At 61.5% G+C, this 22,816-nt stretch carries 16 protein-coding genes; 6 read left to right on the plus strand and 10 right to left on the minus strand.

All coding sequences use genetic code 11. The annotated features are described in order from the left end of the window. Positions 1-114 precede the first annotated feature (114 nt). Positions 115-1,431, minus strand: coding sequence for a xylose isomerase (gene xylA / locus Pan216_RS01440; protein WP_145253788.1), 1,317 nt, complete (start codon positions 1,429-1,431; stop codon positions 115-117). A 283-nt stretch (positions 1,432-1,714) separates the two neighbouring features. On the opposite strand from xylA, the gene Pan216_RS01445 reads away from it, so the two are divergent. Next, the gene (locus tag Pan216_RS01445; RefSeq protein ID WP_145253791.1) at positions 1,715-2,122 is read left to right on the plus strand and encodes a 2Fe-2S iron-sulfur cluster-binding protein; all 408 of its coding nucleotides are present in this window, start codon (positions 1,715-1,717) and stop codon (positions 2,120-2,122) included. Between the two features lie 144 nt (positions 2,123-2,266). Here Pan216_RS01445 and Pan216_RS01450 read toward each other — a convergent pair whose 3' ends face one another. The 5 genes from Pan216_RS01450 to Pan216_RS01470 form a co-directional block, all read right to left on the minus strand. Continuing rightward, entirely contained in the window at positions 2,267-4,534 is a 2,268-nt protein-coding gene (locus tag Pan216_RS01450) for an FAD-dependent oxidoreductase (protein ID WP_145253793.1), read from the minus strand. A gap of 169 nt (positions 4,535-4,703) precedes the next feature. Next, the gene (locus Pan216_RS01455) at positions 4,704-5,501 is read right to left on the minus strand and encodes an SDR family NAD(P)-dependent oxidoreductase (protein ID WP_145253796.1); all 798 of its coding nucleotides are present in this window, start codon (positions 5,499-5,501) and stop codon (positions 4,704-4,706) included. Positions 5,502-5,827: 326 nt separating this feature from the next. Continuing rightward, on the minus strand, positions 5,828-7,219 hold the full coding sequence (locus Pan216_RS01460) for a hypothetical protein (protein ID WP_145253799.1): 1,392 nt from the start codon (positions 7,217-7,219) through the stop codon (positions 5,828-5,830). 41 nt (positions 7,220-7,260) lie between these two features. After that, positions 7,261-9,516: a transglutaminase TgpA family protein gene (locus Pan216_RS01465; RefSeq protein ID WP_145253802.1), complete on the minus strand. Its 2,256-nt coding sequence runs from the start codon at positions 9,514-9,516 to the stop codon at positions 7,261-7,263. A gap of 202 nt (positions 9,517-9,718) precedes the next feature. Further along, positions 9,719-11,422 carry a hypothetical protein gene (locus Pan216_RS01470; protein ID WP_419193140.1) on the minus strand — a complete coding sequence of 568 codons (1,704 nt, stop codon included), beginning with the start codon at positions 11,420-11,422 and terminating at the stop codon, positions 9,719-9,721. A 564-nt stretch (positions 11,423-11,986) separates the two neighbouring features. On the opposite strand from Pan216_RS01470, the gene pheT reads away from it, so the two are divergent. Beyond that, entirely contained in the window at positions 11,987-14,008 is a 2,022-nt protein-coding gene (gene pheT / locus Pan216_RS01475; protein WP_145253807.1) for a phenylalanine--tRNA ligase subunit beta, read from the plus strand. Positions 14,009-14,126: 118 nt separating this feature from the next. On the opposite strand, the gene Pan216_RS01480 is transcribed toward pheT, so the two are convergent. Continuing rightward, positions 14,127-14,435 (minus strand): hypothetical protein, encoded by a 309-nt coding sequence (locus tag Pan216_RS01480; protein ID WP_145253810.1) that lies wholly within the window; start codon positions 14,433-14,435, stop codon positions 14,127-14,129. A gap of 205 nt (positions 14,436-14,640) precedes the next feature. Next, complete coding sequence (locus Pan216_RS01485; protein ID WP_419193141.1) at positions 14,641-15,147, minus strand: peptide chain release factor family protein; 507 nt, start codon at positions 15,145-15,147, stop codon at positions 14,641-14,643. 175 nt (positions 15,148-15,322) lie between these two features. Here Pan216_RS01485 and Pan216_RS01490 point away from each other — a divergent pair, with 175 nt between their 5' ends. The 4 genes from Pan216_RS01490 (at position 15,323) to Pan216_RS01505 (ending at position 19,317) form a co-directional block, all read left to right on the plus strand. Beyond that, positions 15,323-15,547 carry an RNA polymerase subunit sigma gene (locus Pan216_RS01490; protein WP_145253813.1) on the plus strand — a complete coding sequence of 75 codons (225 nt, stop codon included), beginning with the start codon at positions 15,323-15,325 and terminating at the stop codon, positions 15,545-15,547. Between the two features lie 231 nt (positions 15,548-15,778). After that, positions 15,779-17,785, plus strand: a complete 2,007-nt coding sequence (gene shc / locus Pan216_RS01495; protein WP_145253815.1) for a squalene--hopene cyclase — start codon at positions 15,779-15,781, stop codon at positions 17,783-17,785. Between the two features lie 167 nt (positions 17,786-17,952). Further along, entirely contained in the window at positions 17,953-18,969 is a 1,017-nt protein-coding gene (gene hpnH, locus Pan216_RS01500) for an adenosyl-hopene transferase HpnH (RefSeq protein ID WP_145253819.1), read from the plus strand. Between the two features lie 9 nt (positions 18,970-18,978). Beyond that, positions 18,979-19,317: a hypothetical protein gene (locus Pan216_RS01505; protein WP_145253822.1), complete on the plus strand. Its 339-nt coding sequence runs from the start codon at positions 18,979-18,981 to the stop codon at positions 19,315-19,317. A 130-nt stretch (positions 19,318-19,447) separates the two neighbouring features. Here Pan216_RS01505 and Pan216_RS27955 read toward each other — a convergent pair whose 3' ends face one another. Next, positions 19,448-19,621, minus strand: a complete 174-nt coding sequence (locus Pan216_RS27955; RefSeq protein WP_419193142.1) for a hypothetical protein — start codon at positions 19,619-19,621, stop codon at positions 19,448-19,450. A gap of 1,648 nt (positions 19,622-21,269) precedes the next feature. Continuing rightward, a complete protein-coding gene (locus Pan216_RS01510; protein ID WP_419193143.1) occupies positions 21,270-22,346 on the minus strand; it encodes an aldose 1-epimerase in 1,077 nt (358 codons plus the stop codon). Between the last annotated feature and the right edge of the window lie 470 nt (positions 22,347-22,816).

The raw sequence follows: 22,816 nt of genomic DNA on the forward strand, positions 1-22,816 counted from the left end.
TCATCACGACCTGAGTCCGCTTCCACTGAAACCATAGCTCACGATCGCCGGGGAGGCGGATCAATCTTCCCTCAGAGGGACGCCGTGTTCAACGTCCCCCCGAATCACAACGTCTCAGCCGAAAACGTAGCGGTTGATGACGTTCTCGATCATCTCCTGGCGACCGGAGACGTTCTTGTCGGCATCCCCCTTCTCGAGCATGTACGTTTCGAGGCTCTCGAAGTCGGCCTTGCCCGACTCGATCTCCTCGCCGACACCCGAGTCCCACGATGCGTAGCGACCGCTGAGCAAGTCCTCGAGCACCTCGTCCTCGCGGATCTTCGCGGCGATCTTCAGCCCGTGCGCGAACGCGTCCATCCCGCCGATGTGAGCGTGGAAGAGGTCGACCGGCTCGAAGCTCTCCCGGCGAACCTTGGCGTCGAAGTTGATGCCGCCCGGAGCGATCCCGCCCTGATCGAGCAGGATCAGCATCGCATGAGCCGTCTCGGCGACGTCCATCGGGAACTGGTCGGTATCCCATCCGAGCAACAAGTCGCCCCGGTTGGCGTCCATCGACCCAAGCGCCCCCTGCGTCTGGGCATAAGCGAGCTCATGGGCGAAGCTGTGACCGGCCAGCGTGGCGTGGTTGGCCTCGATGTTCATCTTGAAGTGGTCTTCCAGGCCGTAGGTCCGCAGAAACGCCATGCAGTTGGCGACATCGAAGTCGTACTGGTGCTTGGTCGGTTCCTTCGGCTTCGGTTCGAGGAGCAGTTGGCCCTTGAAGCCGATCTTCTCCTTGTACTCGACAGCCATGTGGAAGAAGCGAGCGAGGTGATCGAACTCGCGCTTGAGATCGGTATTGAAGAGATTCGCGTACCCTTCTCGCCCGCCCCAGAACACATAGTTCTCACCACCGAGTGCCTTGGTCACTTCGAGACACTTCTTGACCTGCGCGGCGGCGTAGGCGAAGACGTCCGCGTTGCAGCTCGTCGACGCTCCATGGACATAGCGAGGGTTGCTGAAGAGATTGGCGGTTCCCCAAAGGAGCTTGATGCCCGTCTTCTCCTGTTGCGCCTGGAGCGACTCGGCGATCTTGTCGAAGATGGCGTTGGTCTCCGCCAAGTTCTTCCCCTCGGGGGCGACATCGCGGTCGTGGAAGCAGTAGTAGTCGAGTCCCATCTTCACCAGGAACTCGAACATCACCTCGACCCGCTTGAGGGCCATCTCGACCGAGTCGGTCCCGTCTTCCCAAGGACGCAGAGCACATCCGGGGCCGAAGGGATCGCTCCCCATGTTTCGCATCGTGTGCCAATAGGCCGCCGCGAAGCGGAAGTGCTCGCGCATCGGCTTGCCTTCGATCTCTTCGTCGGGGTTGTAGTGCCGGAATGAGAGCGGATTGGTCGACTCGGGCCCCTCGTAGCGGATCTTGTCGACTTCGGAGAAGTAGGTCATCGTCAGTTACCCTGTGGATTGCATGCTGGAGGCGGTCAGTATCGTGAAACACCCAACGTGCGGGCTACGATAGCAGGGCGACCACGTCATCTCAACCAGGAAGTCGAGCGGGAGCGTCGGGGTGGATCGGAACGACTCGTGGCTCTATATAGTGGTTGTTCCTGGGAGGCAACGCGCCACGACCCCGCGAAGTCGAGCACGACACGTTGACGGTCCGTGGAGAAGGCGCACGGCGCCCATGGCGAAGCTCCCGCGCTTACAACACATCGGTGGAGACTAGAGCATGCCGAAGATCACCTTCGTCAAGGAAAAGAAAGAGATCGAAGTCGAGGAAGGAGCCAACCTTCGCGAAGTCGCGCTCGCCAATGAAGTCGGGTTGCACCACGTGGGGCTCGGCGCGGACAATTCCGTCGCGACCTTTTCCAATTCGATCGCGTCCTACACGAACTGCTCCCGCACGATGCCTTTTCTCGGGGGCGGCCACTGCGGCACATGCAGCGTCCTGATCAAGAAGGGCGCCGAAAACTGCTCGCCGAAGTCGATGAAGGAAAAAATCCGCCTTGCGGTCGCGCCGAGCGCAATCGGACGCGAGGACGAGATGCGTCTTTCCTGTCAGGTCAAGGTCACGGGCGATATCGAAGTGGAAACGATGCCGGCGATGAATCTCACCGGCGATGCGTTCTTCAAATGAGCAACCGTCGGCCGGCGCGATCGCCGTCAGCGGCCGCTAGAGTCGTCAGACGACACGAGCTGGGGCACGCCGCTCCAGCTCATCCCCTCAATTCGCGGATCATATCGCTCCGCGAACACCTCCCTCGGAGCAATTCCCCCCCCGCTACTGTAGCGGCAGGATCTGGACCGCGTCCGCGTGAACCGTCCCCTTGGACGGCTTGGCGGAAAGGATCACCTTCACCGGCTGCCCCTTCTTGAAGAGATGCTCCCCGAGCGAGATGAAGCCGTTGGCCAGCGGCGGATCTTTCTTCATGTCGACCGAGACCGTCTTGATGCCGTCGGCCGCGTGAACCTCGACGTGGGCGTTCGACGAACGGTTCTCGTGCGGCAGATAGGCAAGTCGCACCTCGTGCAGTCCGCTCTGCTTGGGCACAAAATCGAACTGAATGCTCGCGTCACTGCCGCCGCTGCTGTAGAGGTAGTTGTAGCCGACGTAGCCCTTGAGCCCCGTTCCCGAGGTCCATTGGCCAACCTTCTTGGCTTGCTGGTCGTCGATGACGATGCCGTCGAGCTTTCCGGGATCGAGCCCGGTGTAGGGCCCACGCGAACCGGCATTGGGAAGCACGTCGTCGGGAATGGTCGTCGGGCCCCCGATGGTGATGCGACGAGCCTTGCCCGGCAACTCGAGCAAGTCGAAGAGGTCGCCGAGATAATTTGTGTAGACATCGCGCGGCTTGCAATTGAACTCGGTGCAAAGCGCCGCGGCTTTGCCCACGACTTCGCCCATCATCCCACAGGTCTTCATCACCCGCACGGTGCCGAGGGCCTGATGCGTCACGCTGATGCAGCGGCCGGCCATGAAGAGATTGTCGATGTTGCGTGAGTAGAAGCAGCGATACGGCACCGGATAACCGAACTGGCGATCGACGCGGCGGTCATGGACCGCGTAGGAGATGAATGGGTTGTCTTTGAACTTCTCCGCGTACTGCTCCTTCGGGTAGTGGAGGTCAATCGACCAGGTGCTCGGGACACAGCCGTCGGGGAAGTCCTTCTTCGCGACGATGTCCTCCTGAGTCAAGATCACGTCGCCCATCAACCGGCGCGATTCCCGTGGCCCGCCGATGAACGCGAGCCAGATCAAGCGAGCGTTGGGATGATCGGCCGCCCCATCGCCGTTCTTCATCGCGTTGAACGCGCCGTAGACCGCTCGGAGGTTCCAGTCGCGAATCCCCTCGGCGTCCGCGAGCGGATCCTTGTCGAAGCCGCTTTCCCAGAACCATTGGCCGTGAAAACGCTTGGGATAGGGGAAGTCCTTCATCTCGAGGTCGAGAGCCCAGGGCGTCTCGGGGAAGGTCCGCGGCTCGTCGGTGTTCTCCCAACGCCACATGTTACTCATCCCCATGCGGCCCTTGTCGGTCATGTCCCAGTCGGCGTTGGCGAGGGCCCCGATCGTGCCGTGCCCGGTGCAGTCGACGAAGAGGTTTCCCTTGAAGTCGCGACGCGCCCCGGTGCGGGTATCGAACGCCCCGACCGAGAGGATGTGATTGCCTTCCATCTCCACGCGGTCGGCATGGTGATTGAGGAAGAGGTCGATGTTCTTCTCCGCTCGAACGAGGGCTTCTTTCTTCTCGTCGCCGAATTCCTCCTTGGTGCCAGGCGAGAGGGTGGCCTTGTCGGCGAATTCCTCAATGATCTCGCCAACGCGCGAGAACTTGCCGCGGCGGATAAGACCCATGGCCCAGACGCGAACTTCGCTGCTGCCGTTGCCACCGAGGACCGGTCGGTTCTGGATCAGCGCGACTTTGCACCCCATCCGAGCGGCCGAGAGCGCGGCTCCCATGCCCGAGTAGCCACCACCGACGACGACGAGATCGTAGGGGCCCTCCTCCTCCGTCTCGGCGGGCAGCCCGAGCAGCTTCTTTCGCCAGGGCGTGAGTTTGGCCAACTCGTTGGGCGGCGCCTGGCCTTTCTTGGTGAAGAGGATCGCGTCGCAGCGACCGTCGAAGCCGGTCAAGTCGTGGAGCGAGAGGGTGACGTTCGGTTTGGTGATCTTGACGGTCCCGCCATCGTGCCAGGACCACTCGGCTCCCTTGGTGCCGAAGGTCTCCTCGAGCGGCTTGCCATCGACGAGGAGTTGAAAGCGACCAGGCGTGCCGGGAGCCTTCCATCGAGCGACCCAGTCCTTCGTCCGCACAAAGACGCGATAGGTGCCCGTCTCCGGGAAGGTCACTTCCTTCGTCGCGTCCTTGACCGGCTCGCCCAACCCGTGGGCGAGGAGGTAAGGCGATCCCATTTCGTCAATGAATTGGGTGTCGAGTTTCCAGCCGCCATGATCGTCGAAGCTCTCGGCTTCCACCAGGACGTCGGACGCGGACGCAATCCCGCCCAGGGGACTGAGCAAGATGGCCGAAAGGAGTAAAAAGCGTGGCATGTTGGGTTCCGCTCGCAGGTGTGGATAGATGGCTCCCTTCGGAATTAGAGCCTGATCTTCCACCATTGGACACCGGATCGCCGAGAATCGCTCGACGTTCCGCCGAGTCTACCTCCCTCCCCGGCGAATCGGAACTCTTTTAGACCGAAGGCTTAACGTCGCACAGCGATTACTCGAGGGCCCCCTTGCCCAACGGATCGATGATGAGCATGCCGCTGTCGCAGACCTGGATTTGCCCGGTTACCAGATCACTGCCGGTGACGAAACCGACGATCGCGGCCGCGACGTCCTCGGGCTGGCAGACGCGTCCGAGGGGCAAGTTCGACGAGATGGTCGCCTTCCCCTTCTCGTACTTCTCGCCGAGGGCGTTCTTGACCCAGCGGCTGTCGATGAAACCGGGAGCCACCGCGTTGACGCGAATCTCCGGGGCGAACGTTCGGGCCAGCGACACCGTGAGATTGTTCAAAGCCGCTTTGCTGGCCGCATAGGGAATCGAACTGCCGTTCGCCAGCAGAGCCGCGGTGGAGGAGACGTTGACGATGACGCCTCCCTCGGGCTTGGCGGTCTCGCGCATCGCCGGCGCGGCCGCCCGGGCGCACTGGAAGGGACCGATCAGGTTGACCGCCATGATCTTCTGCCAAACGTCCTCGGTCACCCGGTCGAGGTCGCCAAAGGGGATGAACTCCGTGGTCCCGGCACAGTTGATCAGGACATCGAGCCGCCCGAACGACTCGAGCGCCCCCTGAACGAGGCGTTGGGCCGTGTCGTCCTTCGAGACGTTCCCTTGCACCGCGATCGCTTGTCCGCCCGCCGCCTTGATCTCCTCGACGGTCTGGTCGGCATCCTCCTTGGAACGCGAATAGTTGATGACCACCGCGCACCCGCCTTGCGCGAGCATTAGCGACGTCGCTTTGCCCACGCCGGTACCGCCACCGGTCACGATGGCCGCTTTGCCGTTGATCTTCATCGTTCTCTGCTCCTCGTTGTTGAAGCCTTACCGGGACGCTCAGGAGTGAGCGTCGTGTTTACTTGGCGTCTGCCTCGGCTTGCCCACTTTTCTCCGAGCATGCCCACGCAAGCGTGATCCTCTCCGAGCATGCCCACGCAAGCGTGATCCTCTCTGAGCATGCCCACGCAAGCGTGATCCTCTCTGAGCATGCCCACGCAAGCGTGATCCTCTCTGAGCATGCCCACGCAAGCGTGATCCTCTCCGAGCATGCCCACGCAAGCGTGGGCATGGCACCCAAGAGAATGCCCCCAAGATGACGTTGGCAAGCGTTCCCGGAAAGTGCTCTATCCTTTCGGTGTCACCAGGACGCCCCAGGCATCGTTCTCGGGGGTTTGCAGCGTGAGGCGACCGGAGTTGGCCGTCGCCGTCTCTTCGTCTTTCCACTCGCCGGTCCCGATTTGAAACCACCGCACCGACCATGTCTTGGCGTCGATGCCGACCACGTCGAGCGTCACCGACCCGCGTGCGGGGAAATAGAGAGCATAGACCTTCCCCGGATCGACCAGGGCGTAGGCCTCGTTGGGAGCCCGTTGACCGAGGATCGAATTGTTCGGCTCGCAGGTAAAGATCGTGAACGCGTTGGTGAAGGCTCGGGCGGCGCGGAGGTTCTGAAGAGCGACCTCGCCCAGACCCAATCCCGAGGGCGGCCGGTGAAACCGCGCGGCGGCGTGCCCCGCGAAGATGCTCCGCCAGAAACGCTCCACCCCGTCGCGTGCCCGGCCAAAACGGCCGGTATCCGCCCCGTAGATCTTCACGTTGTTGGCCGGCCGGGGCGTGCTCTTTAGAAAGCGCTCCCGAATCGCCATCGCGTTGTCGTAGTGTCGCTGGCCCCGCTGATGGTTGTTCTGGGAAAGGTCGACAAAGCTGTAGAGTTCGGGGTGATCGAAGGTCGCTCGATGCGACTCATGCTTGAGGTCCCAGGAGTCCCACATCTCGGTCGTCTCGACGTGGAGCCCCTCCTTGGCCGCCCGATCGCGGATGAACTTCGCCCAGTGGGCTCCCCACTTGGGCGTCACGGAGGTCTCATTGTCCATGCAGTACAGAACATTACCGTAGTTGAGCGAATGATCGAGCAATTTCGAGACGTACCGCTGTTGGTACTTGAGCACGAGCTCGTTGTTGTCCTCGCCGGGCACCGTCTCGAAGAAGGGGTTCTCGGTCCTGGTCGGATGCGAGTTGACGCGAATGGGCAGCTTGGCCTCTCCCGGCTTGTAGTTGCTGTTGAGGTTTGGGTTGAACGGATTGTTGTCCCGCCACGTTCCCTGGTAGAAGTCGAAGGTCGCCCAAACCTCGAGTTGAACGATCACGTCGCGTTTGGCCGCTTCACTCAGGAACCGCTCGAAACGCTGCCAATACTCATCGTTCCACTGCTCGAGGTCGTAGTCCTCGCCAACCTTCTTGAAGGGCCAAAGGTTCCCCTGGTCGCGGGAACTCATCGTGTTGCGGACGAAGTTCCCCCCTACCTGGACGAGACTCTCGAGCTCGAAGGTGACGTCGGCAAGTTGAAAGAGATTGTCCTCGATGGTGCCGCCGAGCAGGAGTACCGGCTTCCCCTTGTATTGCCAGTAGTGCGGGTTCTTCGCGTAGGGCTGGATGCGGTCCCGGTTGGCGGCCTCGTCCGCCAGCGCGACGGAGCAACCGAGCAAGAGCAGCATCGGAACGAAACGAACGATCATAACGTGACGGCTCCCAGGGCGATGTTCGGACATGCTGCATTCTACGTTTCGCGACCGGCGAGTGTCGTCGCGGGACTCGGACGACGTCTCGACTTGATCTGCCGCTCGAACCCAGCGAGACGTTGCTCGAGGTCCTTGGCATCGCTTGGCTCCAAGGACTGATGGCCGTGGCGAACCGCGTAGTAGCGGTCGACCATCGCAAGTGGAAGGTCGGCCCAGGGGCGCAGCTCCTGGTCCTGTTGCCACCGCAGCGACACATCGAGGGCGAACTCACGATGCGTTTGCGTCGCCTGACGCCGCTCGCCCTGTCGCGCTAAGAGCCGCAGCCAACGCCCATAGAGGGGCAGGACCTGACCGGGCCTCAGCGACCGGCGACGGGGTGATCTCCCGAGATACCGTCGCCAGCGACGCCAAAGCGACGGCGCGACCCACGAGGCCAGAAAGAGTAGCGGCACTCCGACGAACGCCAGCACAATCGCCCAACGGGGAATCCACCAGAAGCCCGGCATCGTCTCGTCGACATTCGCCATGGCAGGCTCGGCGTTCTCCTCCGAGAAACCGAAGAGATCCCGCCCCAGGGTATTCAGGAACTCGAAGGTGAAGCGACGTTGGTCCTGGTTGCTGTACTGGATGATCGAACTCACCCAGACGCGGCCCGCCGCCGCGAAGAAGTCGATCACGGGATCGAGCAAGGACTGCTGCAGCGCCAGGATCTCGTCGCGACCCGTGGCGGGGGTTGGATCGAGTGTCCGCCACGACTTGAGTTCGGGGATGTATGCTTCGACCCAACTGTGGGCGAGGTACTCCCGAACCCGGTAGTAGCCGCCGGCGCTGTTGTAGGACGCCCCCTTGAACCCGGTGACAACGCGTGAGGGAATTCCGATCGCCCGAAGCATGAGCGCCAGCGACGACGCGAAGTATTCGCAATGGCCGCTCTTTCGTTCGAAGAGAAAGTCCTCGACCGGGTCGAGCCCCTGATCAACGGGGATGATGTCGAGCGAGTAGGAGAACCCACCTTCGACTTTGAGGTAGGTCATCAGACGGCGAATCTTCTCGTCGACTCGATCGGGGGCGAGGTCAGCGGTCAGCCTGCGGGCCAGTTCGGCCATCCGTCCGAGGTGGTCGGGGACCCTGGTCGCCATCCGGAGGTAGCGGGCCGAGGGGGGCAATTCGAATGGATCGTGCGTCAGACTCTGGCGGGCGCCAATGATCAACGAGTAGCGGATGTCCTTGGGCTCCCCGCCGCTGCGATCGCCGACCTTGCCAAGCACCAATCGGCCATCGTAGGGAAGGTAGCGTTCCTCGTAGCCCTGAACGTGAACCTCGGCCCAGTAGAGCGGCTTGGGCGCGAAGAGCGACGCCCCCGTCTGGAGTTCCTGTTCAATCCGGACGAGGAGCTGATCGGACTGCAAGGGTGGCTGCTTCGACCAATTGCGCAAGCTGCGCCGGAAGGAGGTCGGCGAGGTTCGCCATTGCTTGTCGACGTAGGAGGTGTAGACGTTACCCCGCCACATGATCTCGGGCGGCAGTCGCGCATCCTGGCCCTCGGCGTTGGTGACCCAGGCCTCGAAGACGATGTCGTCACTCTCAAGGATTCGCGACATCTCGTCGAGGCTGACGGTGTGGGAGAACCCGGTCCGCAGCGAGGAGGCGCTCGAGGCGTCGATCGTCGTGACGTGGAACATGGCGCCTCCCCGGGGAACGAAGAAGAAGATCGCCAACCCGAGGGGAATGCTCGCGAGGAACAAGAGGCTCAGCCGCCGCAGCACGCCGGAAAAGGCCAGGCGGGGAACTCGAACCCGCTTGCCAAGCATCTCTGGCCCGAGTCGGTCCTGGTGCCGAACGAGCTGAAACAGCCCCAACGAGAGGACCGCGAGCAAGAGATACGCCAACAGCAACATACCGAAGAGGGGCGACTGGCTGAGCACGCAGCCGATGACGACTTGAAGGAGGTTGAGCCCGTAGAGCCGCCAGAGTTCATCGGTACTCTTCTCGCGGAAGAACATCGCGACCTGGAGATAAACGAGAAAGTGCGCGAGTGCCGTGACGGCGCTGACGACTCCTTGAACGACCTCCACGCCGATGAGCGTCATGATGATTAGTCCGAGAATGTTCGCCAGTCGCGTCGACATCCTCGTGAGACGTTTTCCGTCGACCCAGATGTAGGCGACGATCGCGCACACCACGACGAGGATCGGGTAGGGAAAGACGTATTCGGCCTCGCCCATCCAAAGCGCGGTGGTGCCGAGGCAGAGCATCAAGTAGGTGACGATGAGGTGGAGTCGCCGCGGATCCATCGGGGCCTGTCGCTTTCGTCGAACGAGTGATCATCACGTTGACGGTAGCGGCTACGGGGAGGGATGAAAAGCGAAACCCCCGGCGGGTTGACCCGGCCGGGGGTTTCTGGAGAGAACGTCAGGTTCGCGAAGGGGACCGCTCGAGGTCGTTTGGTCCTAGATCCTTCGCAGGTTCTCGGTGGGACACGTCACGCTCGCGAGCTTAGTCGTCGTCGCCGTTGCAGGCACAACCACTCTCGCCAGCCTCGCTGCAACCGCTGTCGCAGGAATCACAAGTCGGCTCGCTGCAGACGCAGACCGGGACGCACTTGCAGACCTGGTAGGGAACCTTCTTGGTCACCTTGCGCGGGACGCACACGGTGTAGGTTTCCTCGACCTTGCGGGGAACGAGCACGCACTTCTTGCACTTGATCTGCTCGGGAACCATCTTGCAGACGCGGTAGGGAACCTTCTTGGTGCAGATCTGCTTTTCCATGCGGCAGGTCTTCACCGGAACCTGGATCGTCTTGCAGTAGTTCTCCATACGGCAGACCCGGTAAGGAACCTGCTTGGTGCGGCATTCCTTGACCATCTTGCAGGTGCGGACAGGATACTGAACCTGCTTGCACTCCTTCACCATCCGGCAGACGGTGTAGGGAACCTGCTTGGTCTTGCACTCTTGGACCATCTTGCAGGTGCGGACAGGATACTGGACCTGCTTGCAATCCTTCACCATCCGGCAGACGGTGTAGGGAACCTGCTTGGTCTTGCACTCGGTGACCATGCGGCAGGTGCGGACAGGGCACTGAACCTGCTTGCACTCGCGAACCATGCGGCAGACCGTGTAGGGAATCCGCTTGGTGCAGGTCTCTTTCTCGTAGCGGGTCACCTTGCAGGGAACCTGCTCGCAGACGATCTTCTTCTCGTAGCGAACGCATTTGACCTCACGAGCGACGGTGCGCGGGACCTTGACGCAACGGGTCACGTGGCGATCGGGCTCCTTGCACGTGATCGTCCGCTTCTGGCCCTTGACCCACTTCCGCTTGCAGGTGCAGGGATCGCAGACCCAGCAACCCGGATCGCGAACCTTCTTGCAGTAGGTCTTGCCCGGAACGCACTCGCAGACCTGCTTTTTGTCGTAGACCGTCTCGCAGACCGTCTTCGTCTCGCAGATCGGCTTGGTGACACAACGGCGAACCGTCTTCATCACCGTCTCGCAGACCGGCTTGCAGACCGTGTAGGTGCACTCGCGGTACTTCGTCTCCTTGACCGGACGGCACGTGACGATGTTCTTCGTCACCATCTTGGTCTCGTAGACGGGCTTGCAGACCTTGTAGGTGCACGTGCGATACTTCGTCTCGTAGACCGGCTTGCAGGTCACGACGTTCTTCGTGCACATCTTGGTCGAGTAAACCGGCTTGCAGACCGTGTAGGTGCACGTGCGATACTTCGTCTCGTAGACCGGCTTGCAGGTCACGACGTTCTTCGTGCACATCTTGGTCGAATAAACCGGCTTGCAGACCGTGTACGAGCAGGTCCGGTACTTGGTCTCGTAAACCGGCTTGCAGCAGTTGATCTGCTTCTCGACCATCTTGGTCTCGTAAACCGGCTTGCAGACCGTGTACTGGCACTCGCGGTAGCGAGTCTCGTAGCACGGCTTCATGACTGTCTTGCATTCTTCCTTCCACACCTTGTCGCAAACGGTCTTGCAACGGGTGCGGGTCTGCTTCTCGTAAACCGTTTCACAAACGGTCTTGTAGCAAGTTTGGCAGACCTTCTTGTAGGTCGTGTAACAGCATTGGGGCTGGCAACAAGCACTCTTCTTACAGCAGGAGTACTTCTTGCCGCCGCAAAACGCCCAAGCAGAACTGGTCGACATAACGCCGACGACCAGGACCGCGACGGGCAAGGCGAACTTCTTGATCATTCCTGTCCTCCACGCGTTTCGAACCGATGTTGGACCGTCGTTTCGAAGCTTCCAGGGATACCGCATGCAGCGACCGAGAACGCTTGCGGGAACTGGCCTCACAGGCTACTCGCGTCCTCGGTGCACGGAGAAACTATGCACGATGCCGCCCCCCGCTGAGTCCGGGACTGATGCGGAATGAGGGAATCTTGGTGAAATTGGAGAAGGGTCGCGACTCTTAGCGCGACCGTGACTGCTGAAACGAATGCGCCGACGAGTCCACTCGGGGACCTCAGTCGAGTCGCAACGGATTGACCTCCCCGCCCCGCCTTAAAGTAGACGAGCCCTCGGTTGTCGCCGGGCCAATCATTGGGACGCGAATCGGACCGGAGCGGCCCCATCGTCGCCGCCCCTTCGTCCGACCGCCCGATCGCTGGTCATCCCCCGCTCCCAAGCCCCGCCGATGTCGACAAAAGCAGTCCCTTCCATACCAAGACTTATTCGGAACTCGTTGCATCGCGGCCCCCGAGGCGCTCCTCGCGCGGGCCGCCTATCATCCCGAACGACATCAGCTACGGACGCGTCATGATCGTCAGTTGGAATTGGCTCAAACAGTACGTACGTCTCGACATGTCGATCGAGACCCTCGTCGATCGCTTGATGATGAGCGGACTGAACCTCGAAGGCATCGAGGAGGTCGACGGCGACTTCGCCATCGACTTGGAGGTGACGAGCAACCGCCCCGACTGCCTCGGCCACTTGGGCGTCGCGCGTGAGGTCGCGGTCCTCTTCGGCAAGGAACTCCTCTTCCCCGACACGAGCTTCGATGAATCCAAGACATCGGTCGAGGACTTGACCAGCGTTTCGATCGAGGGGAACGCCCACGACTGGTGCCCGCGGTACCGCGCCCGCGTGATCGAGGGAGTCACCATCGCTCCCAGCCCCACCTGGATGCAACGACACTTGCGATCCTTGGGACTCAAGCCGATCAACAACGTCGTCGACATCACCAACTACGTCTTGCTCGAGTGCGGCCAACCGCTGCACGCGTTCGACTACGACCGCCTCGCCGACCACCGCATCGTCGTCCGACCGGCCAAAGAGAGGGAACCCTTCGTCGGCATCGTCGACAAGGAGAGGACGTTTCAGCTTTCCCCGAAGATGGGGGTCATCGCCGACGCGGAGAAAGCCATCGCCCTCGCCGGCGTGATGGGCGGCGCCGAAACCGAAGTCCACGAGGGAACGACCAACATCCTGCTCGAGACCGCCGAGTTCGCCCCGATGTGGGTGCGGCACGCCTCGCGCGCACTCGATCTCTCCAGCGATTCCTCCTACCGCTTCGAGCGCAAGATCGACCCCGAGGGGGTCGCGTGGGCGAGCGATCGGGCCTGCCACCTTCTCCAAGAGCTCGCCGGCGGGAAGGTCGCCAAGGGCTTCATTCACCTGGGGACCGAGGAGACGGAGCGGCCGACCATCTCCCTTAGGGTCGCGCGCCTCCCGAAGGTCCTTGGCATCGAGGTCGCCGAGGACGACGCGGCGCGTATTCTCGGGGATCTCGGGATGGAGATCGAATCGCGCGACGACGGCGTGATCGCGGGCAAGCCGCCGAGCTTCCGTCGCGACCTGACGCGTGAGATCGACCTGATCGAGGAAGTCGGCCGCATCTACGGCTACGACAGCATCCCCGAGGATCGAGCCATCCCCTTGGCCATCGAGCCGCGCCGTTCCGACGAGCGCGTGATGAAGATCCTCCGCGATCAGCTCGTCGGGTTCGGGTACTGCGAGACGGTCACCTTCAGCTTCACCGACGCCGCGACCGTCCAGTCGATCCGTCCGTGGTCGACCGAGGAGCCGCTGTTGGTCAAGCACTCCAGCCGAAAGCAAGAAAACCGGCTCAGGCAGTCGCTCTTGCCGAACCTTCTGTCGGTCGCCCGCGTCAACGAAGCGCGCGGCTGTGAGGACATTCACCTCTTCGAGTCGGCCCAGATCTACCTTCCCGGGTCGGGAGACGCCTTGCCGGAGGAGCCGGTCGCGGTCGGCCTGATGACGACGTACAACTTCTTCAGCGTTCGCGGTCATCTCGAACAGCTCTTCACCCGTCTGCGGCTCGGGGTCTCGTTCAAGCCGCGCGAGGTCGTCGGCTTTAGAATGGGCGAGGGAGCCGAGATGATCTTGGACGGCAAGCGGATCGGCGTCATCGGGCATATCGCCGACGAGATCCGCGACGGGATCGACTTGCGGGGCCAGGTGGTGGGAGCCGAGTTGCAAGTCGCTCCGCTGATCGACGCGGCGCGGCTCGTCGCCCACGTCACGCCGCTGCCGGACCAGCCGAGCATGCAGCGTGATCTCTCGATCGTCCTGGACGAAGTGGTCGCATGGTCGGACTTGGAAGGAACGGTTCGCGCGACGGCTGGGCCTCTTCTGGAAGATCTGCGCTACGTCGACATCTACCGCGGCAAGCCGATCGAGAAGGGCAAGAAATCGGTGATGTTCCGCATGACCTTCCGCTCGCCGGAGCGAACCCTCACCCGCGACGAAGTCGACGGCTACCAGTCCGCCGTCATCGACGCGCTGACCAGCAAGTTCGGTGGCGAGCTACGGGCGTAGTTGGGAACAACCGGCGTAGGGTGCCACGGGCTGCTTGCCAGCCAGTGTTCCCAAGCGTGCGCCAATCACTGGCTGCAAGCAGCCAGTGTCGCACGGCGAATCCGAAAACCCCAAATGCTTAGTTCTCGCTAAAGGTCACCTTGGCGACCGGCTTGCAATTGAAGGGGTTCTTGAGGAACTTCTCCTTGCAGGTGGGGCAGGAGTCGTAGCGGATCCGAATCGGCGTCGGGTCGTCGTAGGGATCGGTCCCCTTCCCTTCGGCCTGCTTGATGAGCTGACTGACCTTCGCGAGGTTGTCCTCGTCGATGTCTTCCTCGGTCAGTTCCCACTTGCTGTCGGCCGGTCGAATCTCGATGTGGATCACATGGCGATCCTTGTCGTTGGAAGCCATCTGTTTCCCGCAAAGATCGCAGGTATAGTGAATCATCTGGTTCCGCCGGCCTCCGCTGCGGTAGTTGTCACCCTGTCGGGCATGGTGGGCGTCAATCCCTACCCTCAATTCTACTGGAGCCTCTGGGACGCGCATAGATGGATCGGGCAAAACCTCCACCTTTGCGCGTGGCACCCTCCATTCGGAAAGAAGACCTTCCACGTCGCCTCAGATGCCCGCCGGGCCCTCGGTCGCTCCCCACTCAACGCAGCAACGGCAAATCGTTCTCGCGACGGATGCGCTGGACTTCCTTCCACATGTCCCCCTCGGAGCGAAGAAAGCGAACAAGGCTCCCGGTACTGGTTTCCAAGCAGTCGCCGACGGTCGAAAGCCGCCCCCCCTTCTCGGCGAGTAAATCGAGGAGACTTGCGGCGACTGGAAGAAATGACGGATCCTTCCGCCCGATGTGCAGCGTACGATGATGGGCGGCATCGAGGAGAAGGGACGGAATGTTCTCCGTGTCAATCGGTTGACGCAGGGAGAAGGCGAGCGCCTCGCGGAGCCGTCTTAGGGCGCGGGCCCGGTTTTCGTGCTGGGAACGACTCTCGACGGCGGTGACGATGAGCGACGTCGGTCGATGGCGGAGCCGGATGGCCGATTCGGTCTTGTTCCGCTTCTGCCCGCCGGGACCGCTGGCGCGGTATCGATCCTCGTCACACTGCAGCGCGAGTTCCTCATTTGTCAATGACCACCAATCGACACGTGCCATCGTTGCGTATGACCCTTTAGGTGAAATACCGCCTGGAATGGGCAAAACGGAGGCTCCCAGGCCATCTGATTCATCTGGAAAGTATTGATCACATGCGCATAATGCGGAAGCAAGTTGGAGCGTCGCAAGGGAGTTTGGTCGCTGGCAACTCGGGGCAAGGGCAAGGAGAGACAAGTTGAGCGGTCCCATCACCAGAAGCTACGGTGTGCCCAACTGGGACGCGATCTTCGGGAACGACAAAGAAGAGAGCAAGGGCAAGAAGAAGGCCAAAACCGCAGCAGTAAAAAAAGCGTCGCCAAAGAAGAAAGCCGCGAAGAAAGCGGTCAAAGCGGCCGCCCGCACCACGGGCAAAAACAAGAGCGTCAAAAAGTCCGCGAAAAAGAAAGCCGCCAAGCGGTGATCATGGCGTTGACCGCCTCGGAACCACGGATGTCCCTGGGAAGTTGATGGAAAAGGACCACGGAGAGTCACGACAAGGGGATCGACACCGAGAACGCTCGATCCGCTTTGATCTTGCACCAAAAATGCTTGGTTCTTAAGAACGGTCCGCCTGTCGCGCCCTGGCAATGGTGCTGGAGACGGACAGGGACATACCGCTAGATCGGCCTTCAACATCAAGGACGCGTGGACCATGAATTCACGGGCGCTCGCCGCGGAACCGTCAGCCCAGGACGGGTCCGACTCGACACCAATGGAGTCGGATCTCGAAGCACTCGAGATGGGGATCGCACGATCCGCCGATTTTCTCGTCTCCCTGCAGCACGATGACGGCCACTGGTGCGCCGAACTCGAAGGCGACACGATCCTCGAGTCCGAATACGTCCTGCTCCTGGCGATCTGCGGCAAGCTCGACGACCCGCGGATCGAGAAGTGTGCCCGCTACCTCTTGAAAACCCAAGGCCCCGAAGGGGGTTGGGCCAACTATCCTGGCGGACCGCCCGATGTCGGCGTCACCGCCAAGGCCTACTTCGCCCTGAAAATCGCCGGCCACGACCCCGACAGCACGCCGATGCGACGCGCCCGCGAGGTCGTCCTTCGTCTCGGCGGCGCCGAATCCGTCAACAGCTTCACCCGCTTCTACTTCGCCGCCCTGGGCCAGATCCCTTACAACCACTGCCCCTCAGTGCCGCCGGAATTGCTGCTGCTGCCGACGTGGTTCCCGATCAACATCTACGCGATGTCCTCGTGGACGCGGACGATCGTCGTCCCGCTGAGCATCTTTCGCGCATTCCAACCGACCAACGAATTACCGGAGTCGATGGGGATCAGCGAGCTTTACTGCTCGCCGCCCAGCCCCAAGGATCTCCCCAAGGCGAGCCTCTTCGAGAAACCCTACTTCTCGTGGGCCAACTTCTTCCGCGTCGTCGATCGCGGCCTGAAGGTCTACGAGCGGTTCGCCCCCGCTTTCGTCCGCAAGCGGTCGCTTCGCTTGGCGGAGACGTGGATGCTCGAACACTTCGAGGGGAGTGACGGCGTCGGCGCGATCTTCCCGCCGATGGTCTACACCATCCTCGCGCTTCGCTGCCTGGGCTATGCGGACGAATCCCCTCAGATGCAGTGGGCGTGGAAGCAACTCAATGACTTGATCATCGAGGAAGACGACACCATCCGCATTCAGCCCTGCGTCTCTCCCGTTTGGGACACGGGTTGGGCCACGGTGGCTCTCGCCGATGCCGGCCTCTCACCCGATCACGGCGTCCTGCGGCAGTCGGCCGAGTGGCTCCTCGGCCGGGAGATCCGCCGCGTCGGCGACTGGGGAGTCAACAATCCCGGCGTCGAGCCGAGCGGTTGGGCGTTCGAGTATCGCAATGACTTCTACGCCGATGTCGACGACACGGCCCTGGTCATGATGGCGCTCAAACGGACCTCCTGCGAGGAACTCTCCGACGTCAAGGCGACACTTCGCCGGGCCTACGACTGGATTTGGAGCATGCAGTGCTCCGACTACGGCTGGGCCGCCTTCGATCGGGACATCAACAACACCGTCCTCGAATCGATCCCCTTCGCTGATCACAACGCGATGCTCGATCCGAGCTGTCCCGATATCACCGCTCGCGTGCTGGAAATGCTCGCCCGCTTCGGTCACCGGGTCGGCGAACAGCGTATCGACGAGGCGGTCAACTTCATCCTTCGCCACCAAGAGCCCGAAGGATGCTGGTTCGGCCGGTGGGGCGTCAACTACATTTACGGAACTTGGCAGACGCTCGTTGGGCTCTCGGCGATCGGCTTCAACATGTCCGACGAGCGGATCCGCAAGGGCGTCAAGTGGCTCAAGTCGGTCCAGCAACCCGAGGGGGGTTGGGGAGAGACCGCCAGCAGCTACGCCGACCGAAACCTGATGGGCCAAGGTCCGGCGACTCCCTCTCAAACGGCCTGGGCCATCTTGGGACTGATCGCCGCCGGCGAGGGGGACTCTCCCGAAGTCGCCAAGGGGGTCGAATATCTGCTCCGCACCCAAAACGACGACGGAAGCTGGGACGAGCCCTACTTCACCGGAACCGGGTTTCCCAAGGTCTTCTACCTCCGGTACCATTACTATCGACTTGTCTTTCCGCTCATGGCGTTGTCGCAGGCCCACACCTCGGCCCAAGAGAACGCCGACATGGTGGCGAACGGATCCCGTCTTCTCGATGGCTAGTGGGCTGGTCCATTTCAATGTTCGGGTTCCAAATGTCGGGTGCCACTGGCTGCTTGTCAGCCGGTGCCAAGGAGTTGGGCTCCGCCAACACGCAATCCGATTGGTGACGAAGCACTGGCGGTTCGTTCAACGGCTGCTAGGACACCTTCCGCTCTGAAAGAATCACGATGGCCGTACCTATTTCCCAGATGTGGACCGTCGCTCGCTACGTGTTGAGCAACCGACTGCGCGGCACCGAGCGTTACCCACTGGTCCTCATGCTCGAACCGCTCTTTCGCTGTAACCTCGCGTGCGCCGGCTGCGGCAAGATCCAGTACCCGGCCCATATCCTCAAACGGCAACTCTCCCCCGAGCAATGCTTCGCCGCCGTCGAGGAATGCGGTGCTCCGCTGGTTTCGATCCCCGGGGGCGAACCGCTCATGCACCCGCGGATCGACGAGATTGTCGCGGGCCTGGTCGAGCGCAAACGCTACGTTTACCTCTGCACCAACGGGCTGCTGCTGAAGGAAAAGCTCGATCTCTTCAAACCGACGAAATTCCTGAGCTTCTCCGTACACATGGATGGCCCGCGCAAGGAGCACGACTTCGCCGTCTGCCGCATGGGGACCTACGACATCGCCGTCGACGCGATCAAGGAAGCGATCGGTCGCGGCTTCCGGGTCACGACCAACACGACCCTCTTCGAGGGGACCGATCCGAACAGGATTCGCGGCTTCTTCGACGACATGATGAAGCTCGGCGTCGAGGGAATGATGGTCTCGCCCGGATACAGCTATCCCAAGGCGCCCGACCAACAGCACTTCCTCGGCCGCGAGAAAACTCAGTCGCTCTTTCGCAGTATCTTCTCCAAGCCGAAACGGCACTGGCGATTCAACCAGTCGTCGCTCTTCATCCGCTACCTCATGGGGCACGAACAGTACGACTGCACCCCGTGGGGCATTCCGACGTACAACATCTTCGGCTGGCAGCGCCCTTGCTACCTACAGCAAGAGGGCTACGTCGAGACCTATCAGGAGTTGCTCGACTCGACCGACTGGTCCAAGTACGGCCACAAGAGCGGCAACCAGAAGTGCAGCAATTGCATGGTCCACTCCGGCTTCGAACCGACGTCGGTCGACCAAACGTTCACGATCTCAGGCATCTGGAAGACCGCGAAGGCCTCGGTCGCCGGAAGCTACATCTAAGAGACGCCCATGACCACGAATTCCAACGAGACCCGTGCTCCCATTTCCGACTCGATTGAAAAGGCGTTCGATTACCGCGGTGACGTGACGATCGAACTGACGTCTGGAGAAACGGTGGTCGGCTATCTCTTCAATCGAGACATCGACGCGGCCGAGCCCTACCTCGAGATGTTCGCGAAGAACGAGGAGACGCCGCGGCGATACGCTTATCGTGATGTCGTTGGCTTGGAGTTCACGGGCCGGGATACGGCGGAAGGAAAATCGTGGGAGGCTTGGCAGCAGAAGGTTGCCGAGGCCGAGGCGTCAGGCAAGATCGCCGAACTCTACCCCGAGGAACTTGACGGCTAGAAGTGGCTGAGAAGGTCTCGCGCGTCGTTCGCGAAGAGACCTCCAGGAGGCCGAGGACGGCGTGGAGTTCGTCCCCGGCATCCGGAGTTTCCGCCTGCCAGCGGTGTCACTGGAAACGTTGGTCACGAAGTCAGTCGAGGACGCTTACCGTCCCATCCGCTCGGAGTCCAACACCGAAGGGGACCAACCCTTCGATCTCCTCGCGGCAGCGTCCCTCGGGCAGCCCAAAGGTCTGGGCCAGTTCCCGCACCGAAGTTTCCCCTTCCGAGAAGATGAACTGCTCGAACCGGTGTGAAAGACGCATCGTTCCGACTCCCTTCTGAGACATTTCTCTGACGGCCTCTTTCCATTGCACACCCCGTGCCAAACCCGAATCACATGCATTTGGGCAAGCTGGCGTGAGTTTTCAGCCTCATTTCGGGAGTCGAATTGAAAACGTTTCCCTCATGGCGTTGTAAAGGAGGGGAAACGTGAGATCGCACAGGACGCGGGGATGTTGAGAAGGGAAAGGTATGCGGGTAAGACAGGCAATCATCCCCGCGACGCCGCCATGATCTTCCAGCGATCACCCCGGTTGCTCCGCTACCAAGTCTATTTGGCCAGCCCCGGTTGCTCCGCTACCAAGTCTATTCGGCCAGCCCCGGTTGCTCCGCTACCAAGTCTATTTGGCTAGCCCCGGTTGCTTCGCTACCGGGGCGGCGAAGCCGCAAGAAGTCTCGGACAAGTGGCCGAACGCCAACCTGATCCACTTTTTGTCGAACGGCGTTTTCCCAGGGACTTCTTGCCGACAGGGTCGGCCCCGGTTGAATCAACCGGGGCTCGCCAGAGAGAGGTCTATTTGGCTAGCCCCGGTTGCTTTGCTACCAAGTCTATTTGGCTAGCCCCGGTTGCTTCGCTACCGGGGCGGCGAAGCCGCAAGAAGTCTCGGACAAGTGGCCGAACGCCAACCCGATCCACTTTTTGTCAAACAGCGTTTTCCCAGGGACTTCTTGCCGACAGGGTCGGCCCCTGTTGAATCAACCGGGGCTCGCCAGAGAGAGGTCTATTCGGCCAGCCCCGGTTGCTCCGCTACCAAGCCTCTTCGGCCAGCCCCGGTTGCTCCGCTACCAAGTCTATTCGGCTAGCCCCGGTTGCTTCGCTACCGGGGCGGCGAAGCCGCAAGAAGTCTCGGACAAGTGGCCGAACGCCAACCCGATCCACTTTTTGTCAAACAGCGTTTTCCCAGGGACTTCTTGCCGACAGGGTCGGCCCCTGTTGAATCAACCGGGGCTCGCCAGAGAGAGGTCTCTTCGGCCAGCCCCGGTTGCTTTGCTACCAAGTCTATTTGGCTAGCCCCGGTTGCTTCGCTACCGGGGCGGCGAAGCCGCAAGAAGTCTCGGACAAGTGGCCGAACGCCAACCCGATCCACTCTTCTCGAACGGCGTTTTCCCAGGGGCTTCTTGCCGACAGGGTCGGCCCCGGTTGAATCAACCGGGGCTCGCCAGAGAGAGGTCTATTTGGCCAGCCCCGGTTGCTTCGCTACCAAGTCTATTCGGCTAGCCCCGGTTGCTTCGCTACCGGGGCGGCGAAGCCGCAAGAAGTCTCGGACAAGTGGCCGAACGCCAACCCGATCCACTCTTCTCAAACGGCGTTTTCCCAGGGACTTCTTGCCGACAGGGTCGGCCCCGGTTGAATCAACCGGGGCTCGCCAGAGAGAGGTCTATTCGGCCAGCCCCGGTTGCTCCGCTACCAAGTCCATTCGGCTAGCCCCGGTTGCTTCGCTACCGGGGCGGCGAAGCCGCAAGAAGTCTCGGACAAGTGGTCGAACGCCAACCCGATCCACTCTTCTCGAACGGCGTTTTCCCAGGGACTTCTTGCCGACAGGGTCGGCCCCGGTTGAATCAACCGGGGCTCGCCAGAGAGGAAGGACGATTGCCCCATGACCATCGGGGCTCGACGTGGCAACCCGATGACTATTGCGGCGCGGTGATCACCTGGTCGGTCGGGCCGAAATACTTCATGCGAAGCTCGACCCAACCCGTGTCCTTGCCACCTCCCTCAGTCACCAAGAGATTGGCGGTCTTTTCCTGCCCCTTCGCGTGCAAGTTGTGCGCATCGGAGGCACTCGTCGAGTTGACGATGCTGAAATAGGGCTTCATCGGCGTGTAGACGAACGCGTGGTTGAAGTTCGTCGACCCGAACAGGCCAATCTCCTTGCTCGCGTCCCGGAAGTTCACCACGATCGGCTGCTCCGGGCGTAGGCCATAGTAGAGGTTGTCCGCGACGAAGTTGCCGAGCGAGACCGGCTTGCCGACCGGTTGCTTGCTGCCGAACTCGATCTCGCCATCGACGTACTTACCGCCGAGCGTCAGAAGCCGACCGCTGGGGAGCAGTTCGTCCGCCTCCATCAGGTTCGCGGCGGGAACCGTCAGGTACGAGTTGGCCCGGCTGCCGTGATAGACGAACCAGGGATGCAGACCGAAACCGTAGGGCACCGACTTCTGACCATTGCTGTTGTCGACGGTATAGGTCCAGCGAACACCCTTGGCGGTGACGGAGACCTCGACGATCAGCTTGTGGGCGAAGGGGAAACTCTTTCCCCAAGGGGTCTCGGGCGTGAAGTTGAGGGCACAGGTGACGGTCGTCGACTCGTCGTCGGAGCTGGTGTTGACGACTTCGAAGGGAGCGTTGAAGACGACGCCGTGGGCGAAGTGCGGCCCCTCGTTGGGGGTGAAGGAGTAGTTCTCCCCCTTGTAAAAGAACTTGGCGTCGCGCACCTTGCCGGGAGTCGGGTAAAGGATGGGCGTGCCGTACTCCGGTCCCTTCTTAAGCTCCGTGAGCGACTCAGGCTGCCGAAGCATTTCGACGCCTTGGTACTTGATCGAGTAGACATTGCAACCGGCGGCGGGCGCCAGCGCGATCGAGGTATCTCCCTGCGTGCAGAGATAGACGACCCATCCGGTGTCGGGATTCACCCAGTCGTTGATTTGGCCGGCGCTTACCGGCGTGGCGAATAGTCCGAGGACAAGCAAGCGGGAGAGAAACTTCATCGCGTCGTTCTCCATGAAGGACTTGGGGAGATTCATCCAACATCGCGGAAGGAACGACGTGTCGAGCGGCGCGATCGGGCAAGTCATCGGCTCTTGCGATGCTTGGCATCCCGCACCGTTGCCGCGTTCACGAGTTTCCATTCCAGCGTGACTGCAAGTTCATCGCATCCACTGCTGACGGTTCCTGTTGCGCAGCCTTGCGCCGAGATCGAACTCGCGCTTTGTATACCGTCGCAGCCAGCGACGGCCAACGATTCCCCTGACCCACTTGCGGAAATGGAACTTGGTGCTTTGTCGGATCCAAGAGTTCGGGTGGCTCTGGCTGCCGGTCAGCCAGCGAGAAGTGATCGTGCGTCCCCAACCCGAAATCTAGTATTCGACAAAGCACTAGCTCCTCGGGCAAGCGGGAGTTGAGATTGCCACTCCTCGGGCCCCCGTCGACAGTGACATCGGTTTGGCCCCACGTTGCG

The organism is Kolteria novifilia (assembly GCA_007748055.1).
GTDB lineage: Bacteria > Planctomycetota > Planctomycetia > Kolteriales > Kolteriaceae > Kolteria > Kolteria novifilia.